The organism is Acidovorax sp. SRB_24 (genome assembly GCF_012931925.1).
On the sequence record NZ_MWOM01000061.1, the window covers coordinates 1 to 22,035 of the forward strand.

Sequence of the window (22,035 nt, forward strand, 5' to 3'; positions counted from 1 at the left end):
GACCCATCAGGAACCCATATGAGTCCGCCATCAGTTAGCTGATTCGGCCAAATCGCCATCGACACTTCAACCCATCGCAGCGATACGAGATGGGCTGAAGCGGGACGCCGTGACCCATCGAAAGTTTCTATGTAGCTTTTGAAGGAGCCTCTGATGGCACACCGAATCGTCCCAAAAATTTCACTTTTGCCCTACCGCGTTCAGGGCGTGCAATCTGCAACGACGCGGTTGCGTTTGCTGGAAGTCTCCAGCTTTCACTCAGGCCAAGCGTCTGTCACCGTTGCACATGAGAAGGCCACGCCCATGTCGCAACCGTCGGGCGCGGTTGCCTTGCATCGTCAGCCGCGCATCACCAACGCACTTCGCTGACAAGGACTACGCAGTCCGACCCTGAGGCGGGCGCAGTCCCGCCTCCATCCCCTCCATCTTTGAACATTTTTTAGCCAAGCCGTCGATGGCTGGTCAAGGAAAACTCATGTCTGAAGTTCAGAAAAACACCCTCGCCGAGAAGCTCTCCCGCAAGAAGAAACGCCCAAAGGCCTCTCAAACTGCCCCCGCCGCAATCAATGCCGATTTTGATGACGATGGTGACTTTCTGCCCCACCCGATCCGTTCTGTTTGGCACGGCATCAATGCATTCGGTAAGCCGAGCGGCTCCCTCGTTGTGGAGCTTGAACCGACTCCTGGCGTGCTGGAGTACGAAATTTTGCGCAAGTCACAGCTGATGCTGCAGCACTGCGACGAGACCGCCCAGATTGCTGCGAAGTACAACATGCACGCCTATGCGGGCCGCAGCGGCTGCCGTGAACTGAGCAATAGCTTGCTTCGAAACAGCCAGGAAACATGCTTTGTCGTCGAGCGAGACGGGTTCACTCGGCTGCATCTGGACGGCAAGGTTTTCGAGATGCTTGTTTGGTGCAACAAGGTGCATTGGTTGGGAGAAGCTGCTCCCTGCCGCATCGTTGTATTGCCGAACATTGAGTCTGTGCCTAAGCGCTCTTGCCGCCTGGAGGAATGGCAAGAGAACATCGGGTTCGTCGCTAAACACAACCCTTATGTGCTTGTTGGCATGTCGGCTGCTACATGGGCATTGATGGCTCGCCCCTTTCGGATGCCGACCCTCGCGCTTGCCTTGATTGGCGGCAGTGGTGAGGGCAAGACAACGGTCGCGCAGATCCTCCAATCCATGGTGGAACCTGCCGGTGAGATCGAGAGCTTCTCTGGAACAGAAAAAGGAGTCCGCAGCCGCTTGCAGCAAATCCACGACCGTCCAGCCTGCCGTGATGAGATGCGCCAGGCAGAGAACATGCATGGCCTTGTGCGTCTGATTTTTGACATCGGCAACGGCGCGTCACGGGCGACAGCCTCATCGCAGTCTTCCTCCGTGCAAGAGACAGCACTCCATTGCGGGTTGATCCTTGCCAATGAGGTTCCCCTGATGGAACTGCTTGCAGTGCATCGCGTTCCAGTCCACGAAGGCGTTGCTGCGCGGTATTTTGAACTCCACGCCTGTGCTCCTATGGGCATGTTTCACCGCGTGCCAAAGGGCCAAGCTGCTGGTGAATTCGTAGATCACGTCAAGGGCCAATGCGCTAAATACTACGGTGCGTACTGGAACGCATTGGTGACTCGGTTCAGCAAAAAATTCGATCAGATCAAGCTGTCATTCGAGTCCGATTTCAGCAAGATCGAAGCGTCGCTGACGGATGGATTTGAGATTCCTGATGTGGTGACACGCCGGATGATCAAAGGCCTTGCAAGTTGGGCGTTTGCAGGTCGCGTAGCGATTGAACTGGGCCTGCTCAAAGTGGAGCCCTCTGCCGTGACTGAGGCGCTTCGATTGGTGATTGGAGAACACCTGCAGCGCTTGAAGCACGCCACGACCCCGATGGGTGAGCAGGTCGTGAACGAGGTGCGTAACCTGATCGACCGCAATGCGGGGAAGTTTCCCCGTCTGGCTGAATTCCATTCGGTCGAGTTGTCCGGCATTTGCGGCTATCGACATACCGTCAAAGGCAAGACCGGCGAACGCCAGACGTTGTATCTCATTCTCCCCGCCGTCTTTGACGAACTTATCGGCCAACGGTTTGGGCGTGAGGCAGCGCTACGCCATCTCCACCAGAGCGGCTACCTGGTCAGCAATGTCGATGGGTTTCAGCGTCAAGTGCGCATCCCCCAACCCGCTGGTTGTCCAGAGCAGCGAAAGCGCTTTTATGCCATTGACGAGCGTATCCGTTTCGATTCTGCCAACTGATCGCCCCAGCGGTTTGTCACGTTGTCACGTCCATTTTTGAACACACTGCCATTGATGCAATGCATCGAGGGCACCTTGAAAGATTCCAGATGAGCCATCTCTCTCACCTCAATGCTGCCCTTGCCAACAGTTCACACCCTGCCGTGCAGGTTGCTCCACCTTTCATGGGTGCTTCGGTGCCAACCGCCAAGCACCGCTTTATCAGCATGGAAAGCCTCTCGCATTTCGACAAGTTGCCCGACTGTGCACACGTCCGTCTTGGTGTTGTCATGGCCTTATTCGCTTGCTCTGCGCCCACCGTGTGGCGTCGGGTGAAAGCGGGGCATCTTCCCGCGCCCGTCCGCAAGCTGCCTGGAACGCGCATCGCCGCATGGCGAGTTGCTGACTTGCGCGCCATTTTGGAATCAGTGTGATGGCGTGGTTGAAATTTGCGCTCGAAAACGTTGCAAATTTCAACCAAAAACTATCGTCATAACTTTCAATATTACGAATAACCTTATTGGGGTGTAATTTTCATTGGAATGTGTTGGATTAATGGAGAAAATGCCGGTTTTATGGCTATATACGCGCGTATTCATGGATGGGAGGCTTTGGTTGCGGCGGTTGATTTAAGTAGTAATACTGTAAAGCTTTACTGTGCATAACATAATGGTTGCTGGGGTTTTGTAATACTGTAAAGCTTTACTGAACATAACATATTGATTCATGAAGCTTGGTGAGGCTCTAATGTGCATAAATGCAATTCAGAGAGTGACTGGGCTAGAAGAAAGGGCCGAAATTATGTCTGATTCGATTGCAATGATTTTTAAGGTTCCTCCCATGCTGTTGGAAGAGGCATGTGAAGCCTGGAAGCTTTCTACTTGGGTGAAGCGAGAGGGGCTTGTTCTGTCGAGAGGTACTTCTGGTGTCCAGACGATTGTTACATCGCCATTGACACAGGCTGGATATGTGGTGACGCCTTGGATTGATCGGTCTGACCCGTATTCGGCTCAATTCATAGGTTTCCATATCAGTGTGAACGTGCCCTCCTGTGTGATTGGATTGAATGCACTGATTAAGACTGACGTCTCCTCTTCAGCTCGGGTAGCTTTCTATCTTTTGAAGAGCTACCTTGCCGAAAAAAACATCGCTCCCGAGTTGATTTCTCAGTTGAGGCTGGCGAACTCTGAAATTCGCAAAGTCACTTTCACTTATCTCATTCCTTTTGATAGCCACGAGTCCGCACTCCAAGCTTTGGCGCAGGTGACTGCACGACGTGACGCTTTGTTCTGGAATCGTTCAAGCAAAGAGGCTGGTAGTCAAGGGAAGGAGGGAGATAACACTTGGTACTTAAATATCCGCAATCGGCCGCAATTTAAAATGTATGTAAAGCGGATCGAGCTTTCGAAAACCAATATTCCCGAATCCACAAAAAATCATGTGTATATGGTTAGTGGGCGCCATCTTCGTGTGGAAGTGGATTTGACGCAGCACGAGTTACGAAAGATTCTTGTGGTCGTGGGTATGGAAGAAAGCACGGAGGCATGGCGGGATCATGAACTCAGTCAGAAAGTCTATGCGCTGGCCTTTGAGAAGCTCCGCACAGAACTAAGGTTGACTGACAACCTGCGCGTGCGTGAAATGAAAAACACAGAAAAAGCAACGAAGCTGACCCCGCAACAACACCTTATTTTGGATGATTATTTCAAAGGTATTGAAAATGCGGCGCTGCAAAAGATGTCGAATTCAATGCGATCGAAGTTCAAGATGACGATTTTGAGGCGTTACCGCATTGACATCGACTTGCCGTGGGCTCGTCATCGTGGACTTCCTGCACTTGAATGGATGGTGCTGCCTCCACCCTTCGAGCTTGATCCGTGTGATATTGATCTGGCGCCCTACGTTTTCAATAAGCGCACCGCTCGAACGGCAGTTGAAGCATTGAAGCGCTATATTGCAGCGCCACGTGTCTATGCATCTGCCATGTCCGATGAGGAGCTTTCAAACGATCTCATGGGAAAAGCGAAAAAGCCCCGATCTGGCAACTCGATTAGAAGCTTCGACAGCCTAAATTTTCCCTACCTTCGGTCAATTCCGATGCAGTGATAATCTTTGATACTCGGTGTCAATGGAGAAATAAGAAGCTGTCAGCTCACTGTTTGGGGCAGCAAGAAGGGCGTCACTGAACGGCAGAGTGGGCACGGAGATGATGGCTCATGGCACAGCTTGTCCCCTGCTCAGTGCCCGTCACCTGGCCAGCAACTTCAGCGCTTCAGCGCGAGCGGTGGCCCCAGCTTTCTTGTACAAGAGAAGCAAATCGGCAATGTCATCATCCTCATCAGCGAAAAAGAACGCCACGGGTACATCCAGCACCTTGGCCAACTTGCGCACCGTGAGCAAGTCGGGCCGGTGTATGCCCAGTTCGTAACGGTTGATCCGCGTGCTCGCCACGAAAGCATCAATCCCCGCCTCGATCCCTAGCATTTTTTGGGACAAGCCAGCGTTGAGCCGAGCTTGCTTGAGCCGTGTTCCCCACCTTTGATCCGCCTCTGACATTTCACGTCCCATAGGACTACGAGAGTCGTAGCTATGGGGTGTTGTCGATACTACGAGATGCGTCGTTTTTGACTCTGCGCGCTGACGATGAATGCGGTTGACGGCCCAACGGTGCCTCGCGACGGTTGCAGCGGCTGGTGCCGTCACTAACAGGCCGTATTCCGGCCGCCACCTTCCCTCAGCGGTTCTGGCACCTGCAGTTCTGCTGAGGTCATTCAATGCTACGAATTGCGTAGTCATCAGTGGCTACTTCGCGCTTTCCAGTGCAACGTGTCTCCGTATCCTTCTTTGCTACGAATTACGTAGTTTCTAACGATTAGAGGTCCTTGAAGGACTGCTGCAAATAGGAGAAGCGATGACGGAGGGTAGCCAACGAAGGTGGTGGCTGGCATTGGGCGCGTCGGTGACGGCTGGAGTCTGCGCGCAACCACTGCCTGGACACGCCGAAGCGCCATCGCTCACACCCATCGAACATCAGTTTCGTGCTGAGTGTCGCCAACCTGATGTCGAACTGTGCGCCGTGAAGAGTCCGGGCATCTCAATCTATAAGGTGCTCACACCAGACATCTCTTTTGATGATCTAGTCTCTCATTGGGTAGTGGATTTACGTAAATTTACGCCCGCCCCAGGCATCGTCAAGTATTTGCGCGTGTCTGGGACTTCCGGGGAGGTGTATTCCATACGGATGTCCCTGATATACGAAGGTGCTGTGTTGGCGCGCGCGGCTGCGCAAGCTAAAGCGATCAAAGATGCCAAAGAACTTCAGGACGGTCCTGCACATAAGAAAGCGACACCTGCCGTCAATGCAACCGTGGCTACCACCAACGTGCCAAAGCCTGTTCCCTCCAAAGCTGATGGACCCGTTACCTCTTCACCGCCCACCGCTGCTCCAGAAGCGCCAAGGGCATCTTCGTCACGATCCCCGCGACCATCCGCAAGAAACAACCTCACGCCTTCGCCTGAAGCAAGCCCCTCCGCCTCGGCGCCGGCTCCATCGTTAGATGTACTTGCCGTCCCTTCGGCTACACAGCTACCTTGTCTCGACGGTATCTGCATCGGCGCATCCGTCAAGACCTTGAATGCCCCGTTTGAGCCGGTGATCTCGGTGGCACAGCAACTGCGCATGAATCTGACCCCTTCCAAGAGAAATCCGGATATCGAGGAACGTGCCGCGCGCTTGGAAAGCCTCTACCGCAAGGGGGACATGGAGCGGTTCGCGAACGAGGGCCAAGCCTGGGTAGAGGCAAGTCGGGAGCAAAAAATCCTCAGGAATCTTCGTCATCTGCACCAGGCATATGCGATTGCGCTGCAGGCCCTCGGCGGCAATCACAGCCCGCAAGTCGTCGAGCTTGCCAAGTATTTCGTCCCAGATAGGCTCGGAACATTTGAGGCAAACATCAAGGCGGATCCGCTCGTATTCGTGGAGAGCAGCGCTTTGCGTTTCGACCAGGGCTTCGTTAATCTTCTCAAGAAGACGAAAACCACGTTTTGCGGGGTCTATACCTTCAGCGGTCGGTACATGAGTAAGTCCGGATACGAAACACACGTTCAGCTGCGATCGGATATGGACGGGGATTTCAAGGTTTCATTCATCGAAAGGAAGTTTTCATCGCCTTCCCTTGACAGCTTGCTTCTCCTCGAAAAAGAGCTCAAGCAGCGTTATGCGGCTTATATTCCCGCCAGCCTGGTCAACGCAGACCGAGACAAAGAGCGGTTTTTATTGCTACCACTGCAACTGCGCCATCCTGTGATGCTCCGCGCGGTTGGGCTGAGATCCGATGCGCAAGATCTACGCGCTGCTTTCTGGCAGATGGGGTGGATGGACTTCAAGGGCAGGGAGCTTGAAATCAAGAATGTCATGAGTGCAATTAGCGAACGCAAAAAGAAAGAGATTCCGATGTGCAAGCCTCAGGCACTGAGTGTGGATTGAAGGGCGCAAGGAGCACGTTAAATGGCCCTCACCATTTCCACCAACGTCTTCTTCCTGCAAGGCCTGGGCCATTGAGCGCCCGCCAAGCAGGGCTCGCCACGACGATACAGCGCCTGTTTTCGGGCCAGCGCGTCAACAGCGCCAAGGACGATCGGGCGGGGTTGGCGATCAGCGAATGCATGCTCACCTAGGCACGGGCATGGTGACTTTTCCCATGAAACTGCACAACTTGCTCACCAGCAAATTCTCCAAAGCGCAGGCACGGCTATGGTGGGGCAGGCGAATGCCGTGCCAGAGCAGGTTCTGACCCTGCTCAAGGGGATCTGAAGCTAGCAGTTCAGGTCGTTGAACTGTTTACGCGCCTTGTACAGCTCCACGTCGGCCAGGGTTTTTTCGCTGGACGGTGCCGTAGCGGCACGCTGCTTGAGTTCAGGCAAATTGGTGTCCAGCCGCCCGCATTCCGTCTTGTCTCGTGGGCTGAGCTTGAGGCGGTGCTTGTACACGCGGTATTGATCGGAGCTCATTCCCGTCAAAGGTTTCAGTGCATCGGCCATCACGGCATTGTGTTCATCCCGTCGCACATCAGCGCCCTTGCGGCTCGTCCCAGTCATTTTGTCCATGCCCTGCGTGGGCGTTGCGTCGATTTCCTTGGCCCCAACACAAGGCGCATCCGAGTAGCTCACCTTGCTCGCAGTCTCGCAGCGGTAGACGGGCTTTTGTGCGTGCGCATGGAAACCAAAACTCAGAAGGCCCAGCAGTGCGAACGACCAGTGAAATCGGCGGTTTTGCTGCAGTCGCGAATATTGAAGGAAGCGCATTGATTTTCCAACTAAAACTAGCCAGCCGCAACTGTTCCCCGGCATTTTGGATAGGTTGAGCAACCCCAGAACGCATTGCCTGCATTGGCGCCGTGCCGGGCGGTGCGCAGTGCCATGGTTGCACCGCAGCGTGGGCATTCCGGTTGGGATGTGGCCTTGGCCGCGACGGATGGTTCGGGTGCTGACGCGCTGGCTTGGAGTTTCGAGATACCCGCATTGCTTGGCGCTTCACGTTGTGCGCTCGCTGATTGGCCTTGCGCCTGCCGCGCTTTTTGGATCATCGCAAAGAGCCGGGGGCCGTCAATGAGTTCGATGTTGCGTCCCTGGACAAAATCTTTGGCATCGGCGGTAAAGCGTCCCGAGGTGACGACGAAGCCGCCCGTGGCTCCCTTGGCCGCCATGACGCCATAGAGTTCGCGCACGGTGGTGACACCCACCTTATAGGCCTTCCACTGTTTGCACTGCACGAAGAATTTCTCGCTGCCCTTGGCGAGCACGAGATCGACGCCGCCATCCGGCCCGCCGCCGCCGATTTCGGTAACGCGGTATCCCTGCAGTCGGTAAGCCTCACCGACCAGCAGCTCAAATTCCCGCCAGCTCATTCCGTCCAACGCATCGGCATTGCGCGCTTGCGCCACATCCGTGACCAAGGTTTGGCGCTGTTTGCGCCGCCAGGCGGAGAGGGCTGCCGCTGCGAGGCAAAGAAGCGGCACGATGTACTGACCGGCTGTGGCCAGGCCATGGATCACGGCCTTTTGCATCATGGCCCCCACCATGGCGCCCCCTTGGCCCTGAATGTCAGACGCTTGAATGGGGGCCGCCAGGCGGTGCAGCAGGAAATAGCTCACCGCAGCGAGCACCACGCAGACCCACCAGGGGAGCATTGCAAGCAGGTCCAGCATATCCTCCAAGGGACTGGTTTTCTTGCGTCTGGCCATGCTTCCTCCCGTTGTTGGTGTGGTGTTTGGACTATTTTGGCGCGTGCATTTGATCATGCCTCAGGGCTAGCGTCGGGCAAGCGAAAACTCGGAATGGCTCGGGTACACCCGTCTGCTAGTTTGTGAAAGAGTGCTGCGGGTTCATTGCGAGCAGGAGATGCGCGACATCCAGCGACTGGTGAGCAGCTATTGGTGCTGGGCAACCCTTCGCAGAGCGAAAGGCGTTAATAAGGGCGGCGGTGATCGACAATTTGTACCTGAATCGCGCATACCAGGTGAATCGTTCGACGTGCGGACGTTACCGGAATCGCACAGCGAAGTTCAGCACGAACCTCTTAATGCGTTGATTTCGCAGCCCCATGTCGAAGGCCGCGCAGAGCGTCGCTAGATATCGCACGAGTTCAAAGCGGATGTTCTGTAGTGCGAAATACATGCGGTATCCACCTGGGCTGTACCAGCGTCAAAACAGTGCAGCTTCTGCAGTTGCTTGCTCATGGTCGGAACATTCCGATACAGTCTCGTTACATGGCAAACCCCGAGTTCAAGCCCACGCAGCCAATGACACAGCCCGACACGCTGCCTGCCATCGCGCCCCCTCTGCCTTTCGATGCGACCGTACTGTTCAAAGCGCTGCAGTACCAGCTGTTCGTGGCCATCGAACAATGCCATGGTCTCAAACCCAATGAGTGCCTGTGGATCGAGGCGATGGGAGATGTCACAGTGCCTGGCAGGACGCAGATCGAGGTTAAGCACTACACCGACAGTCTCACCGACAGCCACCATAACTTCTGGAATACGATCAAAAACTGGCTAAGCGCTTTGATCGCAGCACCTACAAGACCCTGGTATGTGCTGGCACTCGAATGCCGCGAAGCATTGGTGGAGGTGCTCGAGCGAATGCACATCATCCCCGGCGAGGACGGTTTACCAGAGCGCGTCGAAAACTACAAAACTCATTACCTCAAGCCGATACGTCAGTCTCTACAGCAGCAATACTTGGATGACCTGCTGGGATTCATGTTCAGCTCCTGACGTATCCTCCGCGGATGGAAGATTTCCCATCGAGGGTCGCGACAAGCGCGACAATATGCTGTCCACCTGGGACACCAAGAACGGGAAGTACCGCACTGTGCCGCTGACCAAGCGGGCGCAAGAGGTGCTGAACCGGCGCATCGAAACCCACAAGGAGGGGCTGCTGTTCCCCGGATTGACTGAGGACAGCACCCACTACCACTGGACACCATGCGTGAGTTCCTGGGATACGGCGAGGATGAACAGTTCGTGTTCCACGTCCTGCGTCACACCTTCGTGTCTCGATTGGTGCAGCGAGGGGTATCCCTCAAGGTGTGCTCTGAACTGGCAGGGCACCGCACCATCATCACCACCATGAGGTATGCCAAGCTGGCACCTCGCAACCTCACTGATGCCATCAACCTATAAGAGCCTGAGCATGTGGAAGTTTCTTGACATCGCCATACCTGTTTCCGTCTATGCCATCGCGCTGCTTGGGGCACTCGCCTTCGTGGAATACGAGCATGTCCAAACCGTCGGGTGGGCAGCGCTTATCGCGTTCCTGGCAGGGCGCGGCTACCAGATACTGCGGATGCACATAGCCCGTAAAATCACGCAGTAGATATTCGTCCACACCTTACTTGTGAGTTCACAGCCAAGCTGACGGTGCTTACCCAGCCGGTCAACAAGGCGAGGCGCTGGAGCGCGAGGTGGTGCCGCCCATGATGAACGCAGTGGCGCATGGGGAGGAAGTTCGCGTGTGGGTGGTAGCGTGCGCGTCGGGCGAGGAGAGCTATTCGGTCGCCATCTTGCGGAGATGCTGACCAGAAGCGCCTGATGTTGCCCCCGTATTCCCGGCCCCGTTCTAGTCGCAATAAAGCGCCTGGTCCATCGCTGGTTCCTGGGGCGCGCGTGCGGCCTGCTGCCGCCTGAACTCCCGGGGAGAACGCATTTTCAACGAAGAGTGCGGATACATCTCGTTGAAGTGCTCGAAGGCCGCTGGCAACTGCGCCAGCACAGTCCGCGCGTCACGCAGGTCCATGCGTGCCACGTAGTCGCGCTTGAAGGTATTCACGAAGCTCTCGGCCATGCCGTTGCTTGTATGGATGCCTCCCGGCTATGAGTAGTAACCCGCATCGTGTCGTGAAGTAGTCGGCTGCTGCCTTGTATCCGGCCTATGGCGTGGATGTTGGGTTGCCCCTTGTCCACTGGCCCCGATGTAATCCGCTGGCAAACCTCTCATCTCTGCGACGGACTGTTGAAGTCCACAACGGCATTCAGGTTTGGCTCGCCCCGGTCTGACCTGTTTCACATCACGCTGCTTCGTTGCTGCCTCATCGCCTTCAAAGGCTCACATACCCTTTCTTGGGGTGTTGTCTGGCTACCAGCTCAAGCCGTTTGCAGCCTGAGTGTTCCGGCAGCCCCGTTGGTAATCCTGCTGCCGCGCCGTGACGGCCCAGATCGTTCGGGCCATCTTGGCCGCCTGCGCCACGACTACCACGTTGGCGGGGCGCCGAGCCTTGAGCTGCTCCAGCCACGGCCCCGGCTCCTTGGTGTGCGTGAGCACGCTTCTGGCTCCGTGGATGAGCAAGGTGCGCAGATAGGTGTCGCCTCGCTTGGAGATGCCAAGCAGTTGGACCTTGCCGCCCGTGCCGCGCTGCTTGGGGACCAGGCCCAACCAGGCGCAGAACTCACGCGCCGACTTGAATGCCGTGGCATCTCCCATCGTGGCGATCGCAGCCGTGGCCGTCAGCAGACCGACCCCAGGGATGGCTGCCACGCGCTTCATGTCCCCGTCGCCGCGCAGGACTGCGACAAGCCGCACTTCAATGGCCTTTATGTCCGCAGCCAGGTTCTTGATGCGCTGCACTTGTTCGCGCAGGCTGTCGGCCACGTACTGCGGTATGTCGCCTGCCAGCGATTCCAAGGTGGCATCGATTTCGCTGAACAGCGCATTCTTGCCCCGTGCGAAGGTCGCGCCGAACTCGTAGAGCAATCCCCGCAGCGCGTTAGTCTGCATGATCTTCATCCTCATAAGCAAGTCACGCTGGCGATGCAATACGAGCGTGGCCTGCTGTGCCAGCGTCTTCATACCCACGAACTTGGTGCCCGGCTGCTGTACCGCCAGCCAGATGGCTCGGGCGTCGGTGGCGTCGGTCTTGTTGCCGGCCACGAACGGACGTACGGCTTTGGCGTGGATCAGCCGTACGCTGTGGCCCTGCGCCGCCAGCTCGCGCGCCCAGTGATGCGCCCCGCCGCAGGCTTCGATGCCGATCAGGCTCGGCGCGCGGTTGGCGAAGTGCTCCAGCACCTTGGCTCGCTTGAGCTGCATGTTGACGATCTCGCCGGTGCTCATGTCCACCGTGTGCAGTTGGAACACGCCCTTGGCGATGTCCAGGCCGACAACCTGCCGCCCGTCGATCAAGCCGATGATTTGTCCCGCACCCTGAGCTGCAATACGATTCATCTCGGACCTCCGCTGGTGTTTGTGAAGACCTCGGTTTATCACGCCATGGGCACTTCGATGCCGTATCCATTCGGAGGTCCACCTTGCCAGACCGACAAGCCAGACTCCCAGAACGCTCACGCTGTTCATCTCCGTGCTCCCGCTCTTTTTGTCCCCTTAGGGAGGGAGGCATCCATTACATCTCTGCGGGCTGCAGACGGGTGTGTTGATGGGCTTGAGGCCCAGCGAGCGTGCCAATGCCCGCGTTTCTGCTGCGATRTAGGCACCCCCGTTGTCGCTCAGGAACTCGAGTTTGTGGCCTACAGGGACCGCCTCTACGGCTCCGAAGCGCCGCTCCACAGCTTCGATGAGCATCTCGCGCACCGGCTCGCCCGGCAGCCCTTTGCCCTCCCATGCGCGCCAGGCCATCACCTCGCGGTCGCAGCAGTCCTTGGCGAAGGTAGCCGTCACCGTCTGGCCCGAGTCACACTTGATTTCCAGGCCGTCGGAGCACCAGCGCAGATCGCTGCGCGCTACGGCGACGCGGCCTTCGTGTGTGCGTGTGGACTGGCGTTGGCGCGGTGCCTTGGGCAACAGCAGGCCCGCCCCAGCCATGACGCGGTACACGCGTTTGGCATTGACCCGGGCGGCGCCCTTGGCGCTGCGCTGGCGGTTCACCAAGGCACAGGCGCGCCGGTAGCCGTAGCTGGGTAACTCGGCAATCTCCTGGTGCAGTTCGGCCAGCAACTCGGCATCGTCACGGGGCGTGCGATGGCTGCGCCCGTCTGTCCAGTCATCACCACGCCCGAGCAGGTCACGCACATGCGAGCGCGCCAACCCCAGCGCCCGGCAGACCGTCTTCACAGGTCTCCCCCGGGCAACCAGGGCGAGCGCGCAAGTCACTTTTTTCGGCAGCGTACTCCACCGCTTTCTTGAGGATTTCGTTCTCCAAGGTCTTCTTGCCCAGCACGCGCTGGAGCTTGGCGATTTCGGCGCGGGCCGCCGCCAACTCGGACGCCGGGACCACAGCTTCGCCAGCGCAGACTGCGGTCAAGGCGCCTTGACGTTCAAGCTTGCGCCACTGAAAAAGCAAGCTGGCGGCGCCGCCTTCCTGACGCGCCACAAGGGACACGCTCATGCCCGGTTCATAGGTGCGTCGCACCAGGGCTGCCTTCTCGGTGAAAGACCAGCGCCTGCGGCGCTGGTCTTTCAAAATCACCTCCACCGATTCCGTATGCCTAGTCGTATTCATAGTCCTACTCCTATCTCAAAGATAAGCGATAGGACGGGGCCGGGGAATCAGGGGGCTATCTCACAAACTCTATCGACGCATCCCTCATCACCTCAGAGGGTTTCCACACAGCCTCGGCCAGGAGCGGACATTCGCGCTTCGAGCCTGCAGCCGAACCAAAATGCTTTTTTCCTCGTCAGTCCTCAGATCCCAGACCTACTGATGGCGAGAGTGCCGACGTGTCGCCGAGGGGGTAGGGCGCTGAGCTCGCCCGCGCGCTCGCGCAGCGTAGAAGCCGTACGCGTTATCCACAACAAGGAAAATAACATTTTCTCGCATAGAGAGAAAGTAGCGTGTACACTTGCGCTCGCACAACCCACCCATCACATCGACCAGGAGCGCTTTATGAGCCGTGAACAAGTTGCAAAGGACTACGAGGAATACAAAGAAAAGGGCCGCATCTGGGGCCAGGTTCCGCCGGAACGGATCACCAAGATCAAATTTCCTCGCGCTGATGCTGCGACCATCAAGCGTTACCTGGCCCTTCCGGACATGACCACCACTGTGTCCGACCTGCTCGACAGTTACGGCATCCGAGGCGTGGTAGCGGCCAGCTACATCAAGCCCCTGATCGCGGGCAAGCGGATCGCCGGGACCGCAGTGACACTGCGATCCATGCCCGAGCGCAAGACGCCCACGCAGGGCAGCATCGACAAGGATCCCATCAAGATGTCCACGCGCGAGATCTATTACCTGTCCGAGCCGGGGGACGTTCTCGTGGCGGACTTCGGCGGCAACCTCGACGTCTCGAACATGGGTGGCCAGTCGGCCTTGGTCGGCAAGACTGTCGGCTTCGCTGGCGCCATTGTCAATGGTGCCGTCCGCGATGTTCCCGCGATCCGCGAGGTCGATTTTCCCGTGTGGTCCGCAGGCGTGACGCCGATCACGGGCAAGTTCCGAATGGAAGCCACGGAAATCAATGGCCCCGTCCGCCTGCATGACATCGTCGTTTATCCTGGCGATTTGATCGTGGCCGACGATTCCGGCATCTGCGTCGTGCCGGCCGATCGCATTGCGTCCTTAATCGACGAAGCGGAGAGCATCGGCGGCGCGGAAGACAAGATGCGCGAGCTCATCGTCAGCAAAGCTCCCATCTCCGAGCTGCGACCCCTCTTTCGCAAGCGTTATGACTGACACCCTTTTGTCTGGAATCGTCATGAAAAAACTTCGTCAATGGCTCTCTCTGGTCACGTTTGGTTGCGCAACCCTGGCGATGGCCCCTGTGGCCGCCCAGTCCTACCCAACCGGCCCTGTCCGCCTAGTGGTGCCGTTCGCGGCCGGTGGCGGAACCGACACCGTCGCACGCGTCGTCGCGCAAGTCCTGGGCACGAAGCTGCCGCACCCCGTCGTGGTCGACAACAAACCCGGCGCGGGCGGCAGCATCGGCACCATGGCAGTGACCCAGGCGCTGGCTGATGGGCATACCCTGCTTCTCGGCAGTAATGGCACCATGGTTTTGAACCCGGCCGTGTATCCGACTTTGAAGTACCAAGTCGATCGGGACCTCGTTCCGGTGGCGGGCATCGCGTCGATCCCATATCTCATCGCGTCGAATCCGCAGTTTCCTGCCACGGACATCAGCAGCCTGCTGGTGGCGGCCAAGAGCGGCAAGGTCACGTTTGCCTCACCTGGCAATGGCACCACCAACCACCTCGCCGGCGTCTTGTTGGAGAGCATGTCCAAGGTGCAAATGACGCATGTGCCGTATCGGGGTGCTGCGCCCGCGATGAACGACGTCGTTTCGGGCACCGTCAACTTCCTGTCCGGCGATTTCGGCACACTGCTGCCCATGGTCAACGCGGGCAAGCTTCGGGCGCTGGCCGTTACCGGGCCTCAGCGCGTGGGGATCCTGCCCGATGTGCCGACCGTGGCCGAAACGCTTCCGGGGTTTGAGGCGACGGGCTGGTTCGGCGTGTTTGCGCCCAAGGGAACACCCGCACCCGTCGTCGAAAAGCTGTCGGCAGAAATCCTTCAGGCCCTGAAAGATCCGCGCGTGGTCCAACGGCTCCACGACCTGGGAGGAGCGCCGATGCCTTTGAACTCCGCTCAACTCAAGGCGCTTGTGAGCGCTGAGTCGGCCAAGTGGCAAAAGGTCATCAAGGACAACAAGGTGACGGCCGACGCGCTTCAATGAGTTTGCCCCTCAGGTGATCTGCGCGAAAGTCCCCGCCCCAATTCCGCCGGGACTTTGCTGCAAAATCTACGGAACCCATGCCAACTCAGACTCCCAAGGCCAAACGTCCCGGCAGTGCCGGCGCAGTCGCCAAGCGCGTTTCGAAATCTCCGCCACTGCCCGATAAGACGGCAACACTTTCTGACCACACTGCGGGATCCGTCGGTGCGCTGACCCGGCTGTTGCAGATCCTGGACCTGTTTTCGTTGGAGCGCACGACCATCCGCGTCGAGGAAGTGGTGCAAGCGTTCGGCATCGTTCAATCGACGGCCTATCGCTACTTGCGCGAACTCAGTGATGCGGGGCTGCTGGCGCAGCAAGGCAAAGGCGTCTACGCGCTGGGCCGAAGGATCGTCGAGCTCGAGCGGATTCTTCAGTTGTCCGACCCGCTCCTGTTGGCCGGTAAACCGGTGATGGACAGCCTCGTCAAAGACGCGAAGGATCGATCCTTCCTGCTGTGCGCATACCATCGCGATGGCGCGCTGTGCGTCTACAAGGTCGGACCCGACGACATTCCGCACGCAGGCTCCACCATGAAAATCCAGCGGGGCCGCGGCACTTTGCTGCCTCTCTTCACGGGCGCCGCATCGCACGCGATCCTTGCCCATTTGCCACCGCACCAGCTCAAGTCGATCTACTTGGCACGCGCGCGCGACATCGCCGCCGCGAACCTCGGGGCCTCCTGGACCGAGTTTCGCGACCACCTGTCCCAGATCCGCAAGAGAGGCTATGCCGAAACACTCGGCAAGGTGAATCCCGGTATGCACAGCATCGCCGTGCCGGTGCTGAGGGAGGATGGCCGGGTGGTCGGCAGCCTGCTGACGCTTGGCTCGGCCGCCAGGGAGAAGGCGGAGGCGGCACTGAAACAAGTGCCACTGTTGATCCGCAAGGCGGATCAGATGCAGAAGGCGCTGCCCGTTCTCGACGCCGACGCGCGCTAGCTCCCTTCGTCACCAATTGAACTGTAGCGGCGATGTTTCGCAGCTCGCCGCCGCATGCCCGGCATTTGGCCCTCGTCGTTCACATACGCATTTCCCCTCACGAAAAACCGGATAAGAATTCTCGCTGTGGGAGAATATTTATATTATGCTTGGAGCGCGAATTATCAATCTCTCTGATCCGTCATGCTGTCGCGATCGGATCAACGTAACCGGTGATCCATACATGAAATGGCGACGTACTACGGCGGCGACTACCCGCCCTCGATCGGACCCCGCCAGCCTGGTTCTGGCTGGACAAGCTGGAGGCCAACGTACGGCGAGACGCCCTGGCTCAGAAAGCGCTGGACGCCCTCGGCTGGGAGGTTCTGATCGTTTGGGAGTGCGAGGTTTCCAACCTGCCCGCGCTGGCTCAGAAGCCGAATTCGTTCCTTGCTACAGAGTATCGCTAAACCGCTGATCCTTCGGCCGACCGCAGATGGAAAGGGCCGGTCGCCGTTGACACATGGATGCAGGGGTGCGCTGCGTGAGACCTACGACCGCAGAGTACCGTAAAGCAGCCACACCGGCCGACGCCGGTCGCCGATCCCAACGACCGCATCGTTTCAGTAAGCGTGAGTACGACGGCCCTCTGTCAACGTCGGCAACCGCTGCGAAGCTGACGGTGATGAAGAATCCTAGGCGCATGTCTGTTGCGCTTGTGCCCCAAATCACGTCGCCTTCTATCAACGAATTCGCCGTCTCATGCATCAAACGAAGGAGCTCGCACAAGGTCTTGGTCAATACCCATGACCTCGCTGGCTCGTTCTATGGCCTGCCAAAGTGGCGCAGGCATTTGCAAAATCTCATCGGGTGTGTCGGCTTGCGCAATCCATGCCCCGATCTGGACATGCTGCTCTGAGGTCAGCAGATCAAGGTGCAGCATTTCGCAAGCGCATCCTCGCGGCCGCCAAAAAATGCTTTGTGGAGTACGGCTTCTACACCGCCAGCATGGCCAGCATTGCCGAGACGGCGGAGATGAGCGCCGGCCTGATCTACCGCTACTTCGAGAGCAAGGACGCGATCATCCTGGCGATCATCGAGCAGCAGCTCCACGAAAACCGCGCCAGCATCGCCAGGCTGCAATCGAGCCACGACATAGTGGTCGGGCTCTAGGAGTTGTTTCCCCGGAGCCGCGGCGCCGAGTTGGATGCCGCCAACCCCGTGCTTTTCCTGGAGATGAGCGCCCAGGCCAGCCGCGACCCCCGGGTGGCCGAGGCGCTGGCCGCTGCGGACCGGGTCCTCGACGGCCACCCGCAGGCAGTGCGCACCGACAACGGGCCGAAGTTCGCCAGCCGAGCCTTCATGGGCTAGGCCAACACCCACGGCATTCGCCACATTCTGATCCAGCCGGGCAGGCCCATGCAGAACGGCTACATCGAGAACTTCAACGGCAAGTACAGGGACGAGCATCTGAACGAGCAATGGTGCGCGACCTTGCAGCAAGCCAGGACCGCCACCGCCTTCTGGCGGTAGGACTACAACGAAGTCAGACCTCATAGCAGCCTGGGTCGCATCCCACCGGACCAATTTGCCGAGTTGCATCGCCAGCGCGCTGGCGATGCAACTCGATCCGCTTCAACAACTACACAGATCGATTAACTTTGCAACCCCGGACTTCCTCAATTTAGTTGGTACGGCGGTAACGGCAGGTGAGAGCGGCTGTATCGGGAAATCAGGCTTTTGCGGATTTATGAAGGGGCAAGTGAAGTCCAGCTTCTGATCATCACGCAGGAGCTCCTGAGGCGTTCCCGCGGCTTGACTCACTTGGCGCCCCCGCAGCGGCCAATCGGCTTGAGCGATCCTCACATCAGATGTTAGACAGACTTAGTTGCACGATCTGTACGTGCGGCCGAGACTCTGGTCATCCGCTTCACCTCACCAAGGATCTACATGAAGTCTTTCCAGATACGCACCTGCAGGAGGATTTTTTCAGTTGTGTGCGCTCTCGCGTTGGCGTCTCTTGCGGGGCCGGGCATGGCCGACAACTACCCCTCCAAGACGATCCGTCTGATTGCGCCCAGCCCGCCCGGCGGAGGCACCGATGCCATGTCGCGGCTGGTGGCTTCCAGGCTGACCGAGAAGGCCAAGTGGCAAGTTTTTGTCGAGAATGTGCCGGGCGCCGGCAACAACATCGGGTTACGGGCTGGGGCGAAAGCGGCGCCCGACGGTTACACCTTGGTTATGGGAGAAACCAGCAACCTCGCAGTCAACCCGTACCTCTACAAGAACCTCGATTTCAGTGCGGTGGACGATTTGGTGCCAGTCGCACTGATGGGCACGGGGCCGCTTGTGCTGATAGTTCGCACGGAAAGCCGCTTCGACAGTCTTGCATCGATCATCCAGGCGGGCAAGAAGAACGATCTGTTCTACGCTTCATCCGGAAGTGGAACAGTCGGTCACTTGGTCGCAGAGAGCCTACGTGATGCTACCGGCGTCAAGCTGCAGCACATTCCGTACAAAGGCGCCGGCCCTGCGATGAATGACCTGCTGGGTGGTCAAGTCGACCTGTACTTCGCCTCGCTGACTGCTTCGCTCCCGCACATTGCCGCCGGGAAGCTGCGGCCACTCGCCGTCTCAACTGAAAAGCGGCACAGCGCGCTGCCGCAGGTGGCGACCTTGGCGGAGTTGGGGTTCCCAGACTTGACGTACTCTGCCTTCTACGGCGTCGTGGCGCCGGCACGCACTCCCGAAGGCGTGCTGGACCTTCTGAACAAGCAGATCAACAGTTCATTGGACACGGACGAAGTGCGTGCGGTGTTTGCCAGGCAGGGCATCACACCCCAGCTGATTTCGCGAAGCCAGTTCGCCTCCTTCTTGGCCGCGGAGCGCGCCAAGTGGTCGGCTGTCGTCAAGAAAACGGGGGCAACCGTTGACTGATTGCAAATCGCCGGTCGACCTGCGCAGCGACACAGTCACGCAGCCGACGGAGGCGATGTACGAGAGCATGCTGAAGGCGCCGCTGGGCGATGACGGCCTGGACGGCGATCCGACGGCAGAAGAATTGGAGAGCGGCGTTGCGACTTTGCTGGGCAAGGAGGCCGCTCTCTTCGTACCCAGCGCGACCATGGGGAACCTCGCGGCCATCCTGGCGCAAACCGCCCGCCAGGAACTCGTGGTGACGGAGGCTTCCTCGCACATCTACACGGCGGAACGCGGCGCAGCAACGTTGACGGGCGCTTTCTATGAGCCGATCGCAGGCGTCGCCGGGGCGATGAACCTCGAACGGCTGGAGCAGGTCCTGGTGGAGCCACGGGGCAGGCTCAAGACAGCCCTGGTCTGCATGGAGACATCCCACAACAACGCCGGGGGGACGGCGTTGCCGTTGGAGCACATGCGACAAGTGCATGACCTGTCCCGGCGCCATGGCGCCAGCATCCATCTCGACGGAGCCCGCCTCTTCAACGCAGCGGTGGCCTTGCGCGTGGCGCCTGCAGCCATCGCTGCTTGCACAGACACTGTCACGATCTGCCTGTCGAAAGGACTTTCGGCCCCCATGGGCGGTGTGGTCGCCGGCACAACTGCCGTGATAGCGCGGGCGCGCGCGATTCGAAAGATGCTGGGCGGCACGCAACGCCAAGTGGGCATCGCGGCGGCGGCAGGACTGGTAGCAATCAACAGCATGGTGGCCCGACTGGAAGAAGATCACAAGAGGGCGGCGCTGCTTTCTGACGGACTCAACGCGATCGCGGGGCTAAAGGCGAACAGCCCGCAAACCAACATCGTCCAGGTTGATGTCAGCGCCACGGGCATGGATGCCTCACTTTGGGTTGAGAGCCTCCGAAGCATGGGTGTTCTCGTGCGGCCATGGTCGCGATCCCTGCTTCGTTGCGTGACGCACCGGCACCTGAGCGATGTCGATGTGGAGACGGCTGTCCAGGCATTCACGTTCGTAAGTAGCAGCGTGGCCGCCGTAGGACGCCGCACGCCAAGCGCTGCGACGCACAGTGCCGCCATCGGCTAGCCGCTGCGCGAGGTCAGGTTGCCCTGCCGACTCGCGATGATCGACAGGAACGCGTCGCGCGCTGCGTTCACGTTACGGCTGTCCTGGTCGGCCTTGCGCCGCACAAGCGAAAGCTGCCGCGATGGGGGATTCCTTCCCAGCGGGACAACACGCAAGTCGTAAGCGCTGATGAGCTTGGGACGTGGGAGCGGCACGACGGATACGCCAAGGCCCTCGGACACCATGGCGACGATGGCGTCGATCGACCTCAAGTCCACGATCCCTCGCGAGCCTGGGGCCACCCGCCGGACATACTCAGCGGCCGCGCGGCCGCCACTCGTCTGGCGGTCGTAGGCAATCCAGGGCAGTTTACGCAACAGCTCCTGCGGCCTCGCTTCCTTCACGTCCGCCGCAGTCAGCATGACAAACGGCTGCCGGACCAGGTCTTCCCAAATCAGCCTGGAGGATCCGCCTGAGGGGGGGCGCACCAGTGCAGCCGCGTCGAGCTTTCCCGCGGCCAGGGCATCGAGCAAATCCGGGGTGTCGTTCAAAGGCGCAACGGAGACCTCCAGCGCCGGGTGCTCATCTCTCATCCATCGCAGCACGTATGGAAGCAGATCCGATTGAATGCTGGTGAGCGCACCAAGCCGCAAGGTGCCAGACACCTTGAACGTTGGTCGAGATCGCAGAGCCTGGATGCGGGTCGTCGTATCCCTGGCCGCCTGCGCAACCTCCAGCGCGAATGCAGTCGGCCGGCTCTGGCGCGAAGACCGGTCGAACAGGGGCTTGCCGAAGTAGGTCTCCAGCTGCTTGACCTGCAGGCTGACGGCACTGGGTGTGCAGCCGATCACACCGGCTGCGGCCGTGAAGCTTCCCTTGTCAAGGATGGCTAACAGAGTAGCCAGGTTGGAAAGATTCAGCACGCCTGCATCCCTTCATCAAGTTGGCGACTCCGGATGATCATGAGAATAACTCAAGGAATGGAAGCAACATTTTCCGTAAGCTTCTCAACATCGCGCGTGAGACGGTGAATGACGTTCTGTGCGAGCGGCTTGAGCAAGCCTCACATATTGCGTGACGAAATCTTGTTTGACTTGCCTGCGGTGCCCCCTAAGCTATTCGCATGCATCAGTTGCCTCCAGCCCAACCCGGAATGCGAGAGTCCGAGGTCGAAACGCCTGCCTTGATCCTCGATCTCGACGCATTCGAATTCAATCTCGACACAATGGCGCGCATGGTGGCAGGAGTCAGCGCCAGGCTTCGTCCGCATGCGAAGACGCACAAATCCCCCGTCGTGGCGAACCTGCAGATGCGCCGCGGCGCCATTGGCCAGTGCGTGCAGAAAGTCGCGGAAGCGGAGGTCATGGCTTGGGGAGGTGTGGAAGACATCCTGGTGACCAACCAGATCGTCGATCCGCGCAAGCTTGCCAGGCTTGCCGCCCTGTCCCGGATAGCGCAAGTTGCCCTTTGCGTTGACAGCCCTGAGCACGTTTCGCTGCTGGAAGCTGCTGCTCGGACTGCCGGCGTCAGGATGTCCGTCCTCGTGGAAATCGACGTCGGCTCTCGCCGCTGCGGCGTGCCTGCGGGAGAGGAGGCCGTCGGGCTTGCGAGGCTTATCGCAGGCTCGCGCCACCTCGCCTTCGCGGGACTCCAGGCCTATCACGGCGCAGCGCAGCACTTGCGCAGTGCAGTCGAGCGGCGCGAGGCCATCGGCAAGGC

23 protein-coding genes and 5 pseudogenes are annotated in these 22,035 nt (G+C 58.9%); 20 read left to right on the forward strand and 8 right to left on the reverse strand.

Translation table 11 applies throughout. The features are described from left to right. The first annotated feature begins 153 nt into the window (after positions 1 to 153). The 4 genes from B2J89_RS16865 (at position 154) to B2J89_RS16880 (ending at position 4,339) form a co-directional block, all read left to right on the forward strand. Positions 154 to 369: a hypothetical protein gene (locus B2J89_RS16865; RefSeq protein ID WP_169170186.1), complete on the forward strand. Its 216-nt coding sequence runs from the start codon at positions 154 to 156 to the stop codon at positions 367 to 369. Between the two features lie 106 nt (positions 370 to 475). Next, complete coding sequence (locus B2J89_RS16870) at positions 476 to 2,254, forward strand: DUF927 domain-containing protein (protein ID WP_169170187.1); 1,779 nt, start codon at positions 476 to 478, stop codon at positions 2,252 to 2,254. An 89-nt stretch (positions 2,255 to 2,343) separates the two neighbouring features. Then, positions 2,344 to 2,667, forward strand: coding sequence for an AlpA family transcriptional regulator (locus B2J89_RS22810; protein ID WP_206042601.1), 324 nt, complete (start codon positions 2,344 to 2,346; stop codon positions 2,665 to 2,667). A 367-nt stretch (positions 2,668 to 3,034) separates the two neighbouring features. After that, on the forward strand, positions 3,035 to 4,339 hold the full coding sequence (locus tag B2J89_RS16880; RefSeq protein ID WP_169170188.1) for a hypothetical protein: 1,305 nt from the start codon (positions 3,035 to 3,037) through the stop codon (positions 4,337 to 4,339). Positions 4,340 to 4,480: 141 nt separating this feature from the next. On the opposite strand, the gene B2J89_RS16885 is transcribed toward B2J89_RS16880, so the two are convergent. Beyond that, positions 4,481 to 4,789: a helix-turn-helix domain-containing protein gene (locus B2J89_RS16885; protein WP_169170206.1), complete on the reverse strand. Its 309-nt coding sequence runs from the start codon at positions 4,787 to 4,789 to the stop codon at positions 4,481 to 4,483. A gap of 355 nt (positions 4,790 to 5,144) precedes the next feature. Between B2J89_RS16885 and B2J89_RS16890 the strand changes: the two genes are divergently transcribed. The 3 genes and pseudogenes from B2J89_RS16890 (at position 5,145) to B2J89_RS22815 (ending at position 7,046) form a co-directional block, all read left to right on the forward strand. Beyond that, entirely contained in the window at positions 5,145 to 6,719 is a 1,575-nt protein-coding gene (locus B2J89_RS16890; RefSeq protein ID WP_169170189.1) for a hypothetical protein, read from the forward strand. An 83-nt stretch (positions 6,720 to 6,802) separates the two neighbouring features. After that, positions 6,803 to 6,901, forward strand: a pseudogene (locus tag B2J89_RS23235) (flagellin FliC); the annotation flags it as partial. After that, on the forward strand, positions 6,870 to 7,046 hold the full coding sequence (locus B2J89_RS22815) for a flagellin (protein ID WP_371809092.1): 177 nt from the start codon (positions 6,870 to 6,872) through the stop codon (positions 7,044 to 7,046). The pseudogene B2J89_RS23235 and the gene B2J89_RS22815, both read left to right, overlap by 32 nt. Before the next feature lie 2 nt (positions 7,047 to 7,048). Here B2J89_RS22815 and B2J89_RS16900 read toward each other — a convergent pair whose 3' ends face one another. Together B2J89_RS16900 and B2J89_RS16905 are read right to left on the reverse strand one after the other, a co-directional pair. Then, positions 7,049 to 7,537: a DUF4124 domain-containing protein gene (locus B2J89_RS16900; protein WP_206042603.1), complete on the reverse strand. Its 489-nt coding sequence runs from the start codon at positions 7,535 to 7,537 to the stop codon at positions 7,049 to 7,051. A 17-nt stretch (positions 7,538 to 7,554) separates the two neighbouring features. After that, positions 7,555 to 8,475 carry a restriction endonuclease gene (locus B2J89_RS16905; RefSeq protein ID WP_169170190.1) on the reverse strand — a complete coding sequence of 307 codons (921 nt, stop codon included), beginning with the start codon at positions 8,473 to 8,475 and terminating at the stop codon, positions 7,555 to 7,557. Between the two features lie 525 nt (positions 8,476 to 9,000). Between B2J89_RS16905 and B2J89_RS16910 the strand changes: the two genes are divergently transcribed. The 4 genes from B2J89_RS16910 (at position 9,001) to B2J89_RS23240 (ending at position 10,310) form a co-directional block, all read left to right on the forward strand. Then, the gene (locus B2J89_RS16910) at positions 9,001 to 9,507 is read left to right on the forward strand and encodes a hypothetical protein (RefSeq protein ID WP_169170191.1); all 507 of its coding nucleotides are present in this window, start codon (positions 9,001 to 9,003) and stop codon (positions 9,505 to 9,507) included. A 210-nt stretch (positions 9,508 to 9,717) separates the two neighbouring features. Beyond that, positions 9,718 to 9,915 carry a tyrosine-type recombinase/integrase gene (locus B2J89_RS16915; protein WP_169170192.1) on the forward strand — a complete coding sequence of 66 codons (198 nt, stop codon included), beginning with the start codon at positions 9,718 to 9,720 and terminating at the stop codon, positions 9,913 to 9,915. A 10-nt stretch (positions 9,916 to 9,925) separates the two neighbouring features. After that, positions 9,926 to 10,108 carry a hypothetical protein gene (locus tag B2J89_RS16920; protein ID WP_169170193.1) on the forward strand — a complete coding sequence of 61 codons (183 nt, stop codon included), beginning with the start codon at positions 9,926 to 9,928 and terminating at the stop codon, positions 10,106 to 10,108. Between the two features lie 76 nt (positions 10,109 to 10,184). Further along, entirely contained in the window at positions 10,185 to 10,310 is a 126-nt protein-coding gene (locus tag B2J89_RS23240; protein WP_371809093.1) for a CheR family methyltransferase, read from the forward strand. Positions 10,311 to 10,351: 41 nt separating this feature from the next. Here the strand turns inward: B2J89_RS23240 and B2J89_RS16930 are convergent. From B2J89_RS16930 to B2J89_RS16940, 3 genes and pseudogenes are all read right to left on the reverse strand, one after another. After that, a pseudogene (locus B2J89_RS16930) lies at positions 10,352 to 10,585 on the reverse strand (integrase core domain-containing protein); the annotation flags it as partial. 282 nt (positions 10,586 to 10,867) lie between these two features. Next, complete coding sequence (locus B2J89_RS16935; RefSeq protein WP_240965062.1) at positions 10,868 to 11,953, reverse strand: IS110 family transposase; 1,086 nt, start codon at positions 11,951 to 11,953, stop codon at positions 10,868 to 10,870. Positions 11,954 to 12,136: 183 nt separating this feature from the next. Further along, positions 12,137 to 13,184, reverse strand: a pseudogene (locus tag B2J89_RS16940) (IS3 family transposase); the annotation flags it as partial. Between the two features lie 384 nt (positions 13,185 to 13,568). On the opposite strand from B2J89_RS16940, the gene B2J89_RS16945 reads away from it, so the two are divergent. From B2J89_RS16945 to B2J89_RS16955, 3 genes are all read left to right on the forward strand, one after another. Beyond that, positions 13,569 to 14,357: an RraA family protein gene (locus B2J89_RS16945; protein WP_169170195.1), complete on the forward strand. Its 789-nt coding sequence runs from the start codon at positions 13,569 to 13,571 to the stop codon at positions 14,355 to 14,357. Positions 14,358 to 14,379: 22 nt separating this feature from the next. Next, entirely contained in the window at positions 14,380 to 15,357 is a 978-nt protein-coding gene (locus B2J89_RS16950; RefSeq protein WP_169170196.1) for a tripartite tricarboxylate transporter substrate binding protein, read from the forward strand. 77 nt (positions 15,358 to 15,434) lie between these two features. Beyond that, a complete protein-coding gene (locus B2J89_RS16955; RefSeq protein WP_169170197.1) occupies positions 15,435 to 16,337 on the forward strand; it encodes an IclR family transcriptional regulator in 903 nt (300 codons plus the stop codon). 739 nt (positions 16,338 to 17,076) lie between these two features. Here the strand turns inward: B2J89_RS16955 and B2J89_RS16960 are convergent. Then, positions 17,077 to 17,259, reverse strand: a complete 183-nt coding sequence (locus B2J89_RS16960; RefSeq protein ID WP_169170198.1) for a hypothetical protein — start codon at positions 17,257 to 17,259, stop codon at positions 17,077 to 17,079. Here B2J89_RS16960 and B2J89_RS23140 point away from each other — a divergent pair. The 5 genes and pseudogenes from B2J89_RS23140 (at position 17,208) to B2J89_RS16990 (ending at position 20,337) form a co-directional block, all read left to right on the forward strand. Continuing rightward, the gene (locus B2J89_RS23140) at positions 17,208 to 17,489 is read left to right on the forward strand and encodes a TetR/AcrR family transcriptional regulator (protein ID WP_256368861.1); all 282 of its coding nucleotides are present in this window, start codon (positions 17,208 to 17,210) and stop codon (positions 17,487 to 17,489) included. The two genes, B2J89_RS16960 and B2J89_RS23140, sit on opposite strands and share 52 nt — an antisense overlap. A gap of 90 nt (positions 17,490 to 17,579) precedes the next feature. Continuing rightward, positions 17,580 to 17,975: pseudogene (locus tag B2J89_RS22820) on the forward strand (transposase family protein); the annotation flags it as partial. A 54-nt stretch (positions 17,976 to 18,029) separates the two neighbouring features. Beyond that, a pseudogene (locus tag B2J89_RS16980) lies at positions 18,030 to 18,194 on the forward strand (acyl-CoA dehydrogenase family protein); the annotation flags it as partial. 156 nt (positions 18,195 to 18,350) lie between these two features. Next, positions 18,351 to 19,253 (forward strand): tripartite tricarboxylate transporter substrate binding protein, encoded by a 903-nt coding sequence (locus B2J89_RS16985; RefSeq protein ID WP_169170202.1) that lies wholly within the window; start codon positions 18,351 to 18,353, stop codon positions 19,251 to 19,253. After that, positions 19,246 to 20,337, forward strand: coding sequence for a low specificity L-threonine aldolase (locus tag B2J89_RS16990; protein WP_169170203.1), 1,092 nt, complete (start codon positions 19,246 to 19,248; stop codon positions 20,335 to 20,337). Before B2J89_RS16985 ends, B2J89_RS16990 begins: the two co-directional genes overlap by 8 nt. Here B2J89_RS16990 and B2J89_RS16995 read toward each other — a convergent pair. Then, entirely contained in the window at positions 20,334 to 21,239 is a 906-nt protein-coding gene (locus B2J89_RS16995; protein ID WP_169170204.1) for a LysR family transcriptional regulator, read from the reverse strand. The two genes, B2J89_RS16990 and B2J89_RS16995, sit on opposite strands and share 4 nt — an antisense overlap. Before the next feature lie 200 nt (positions 21,240 to 21,439). Here B2J89_RS16995 and B2J89_RS17000 point away from each other — a divergent pair. After that, positions 21,440 to 22,035 (forward strand): alanine racemase (locus tag B2J89_RS17000; RefSeq protein WP_240965063.1); only part of this gene is annotated, 596 nt, incomplete at its 3' end.

Excerpts from the sequence above, each read along its gene's own strand:
- B2J89_RS16955 (WP_169170197.1), top strand. The coding sequence starts at position 15,435 with ATGCCAACTCAGACTCCCAAGGCCAAACGTCCCGGCAGTGCCGGCGCA.
- B2J89_RS16915 (WP_169170192.1), top strand. The coding sequence starts at position 9,718 with ATGCGTGAGTTCCTGGGATACGGCGAGGATGAACAGTTCGTGTTCCAC.
- B2J89_RS22810 (WP_206042601.1), top strand. The coding sequence starts at position 2,344 with ATGAGCCATCTCTCTCACCTCAATGCTGCCCTTGCCAACAGTTCACAC.
- B2J89_RS23140 (WP_256368861.1), top strand. The coding sequence starts at position 17,208 with ATGCCCCGATCTGGACATGCTGCTCTGAGGTCAGCAGATCAAGGTGCA.
- B2J89_RS16890 (WP_169170189.1), top strand. The coding sequence starts at position 5,145 with ATGACGGAGGGTAGCCAACGAAGGTGGTGGCTGGCATTGGGCGCGTCG.
- B2J89_RS16960 (WP_169170198.1), bottom strand. The coding sequence starts at position 17,259 with ATGCTGCACCTTGATCTGCTGACCTCAGAGCAGCATGTCCAGATCGGG.
- B2J89_RS16905 (WP_169170190.1), bottom strand. The coding sequence starts at position 8,475 with ATGGCCAGACGCAAGAAAACCAGTCCCTTGGAGGATATGCTGGACCTG.
- B2J89_RS16950 (WP_169170196.1), top strand. The coding sequence starts at position 14,380 with ATGAAAAAACTTCGTCAATGGCTCTCTCTGGTCACGTTTGGTTGCGCA.
- B2J89_RS16935 (WP_240965062.1), bottom strand. The coding sequence starts at position 11,953 with ATGAATCGTATTGCAGCTCAGGGTGCGGGACAAATCATCGGCTTGATC.
- B2J89_RS16985 (WP_169170202.1), top strand. The coding sequence starts at position 18,351 with ATGGCCGACAACTACCCCTCCAAGACGATCCGTCTGATTGCGCCCAGC.
- B2J89_RS16945 (WP_169170195.1), top strand. The coding sequence starts at position 13,569 with ATGAGCCGTGAACAAGTTGCAAAGGACTACGAGGAATACAAAGAAAAG.
- B2J89_RS16910 (WP_169170191.1), top strand. The coding sequence starts at position 9,001 with ATGGCAAACCCCGAGTTCAAGCCCACGCAGCCAATGACACAGCCCGAC.
- B2J89_RS16920 (WP_169170193.1), top strand. The coding sequence starts at position 9,926 with ATGTGGAAGTTTCTTGACATCGCCATACCTGTTTCCGTCTATGCCATC.
- B2J89_RS16865 (WP_169170186.1), top strand. The coding sequence starts at position 154 with ATGGCACACCGAATCGTCCCAAAAATTTCACTTTTGCCCTACCGCGTT.
- B2J89_RS16880 (WP_169170188.1), top strand. The coding sequence starts at position 3,035 with ATGTCTGATTCGATTGCAATGATTTTTAAGGTTCCTCCCATGCTGTTG.
- B2J89_RS16885 (WP_169170206.1), bottom strand. The coding sequence starts at position 4,789 with ATGTCAGAGGCGGATCAAAGGTGGGGAACACGGCTCAAGCAAGCTCGG.
- B2J89_RS16870 (WP_169170187.1), top strand. The coding sequence starts at position 476 with ATGTCTGAAGTTCAGAAAAACACCCTCGCCGAGAAGCTCTCCCGCAAG.
- B2J89_RS16900 (WP_206042603.1), bottom strand. The coding sequence starts at position 7,537 with ATGCGCTTCCTTCAATATTCGCGACTGCAGCAAAACCGCCGATTTCAC.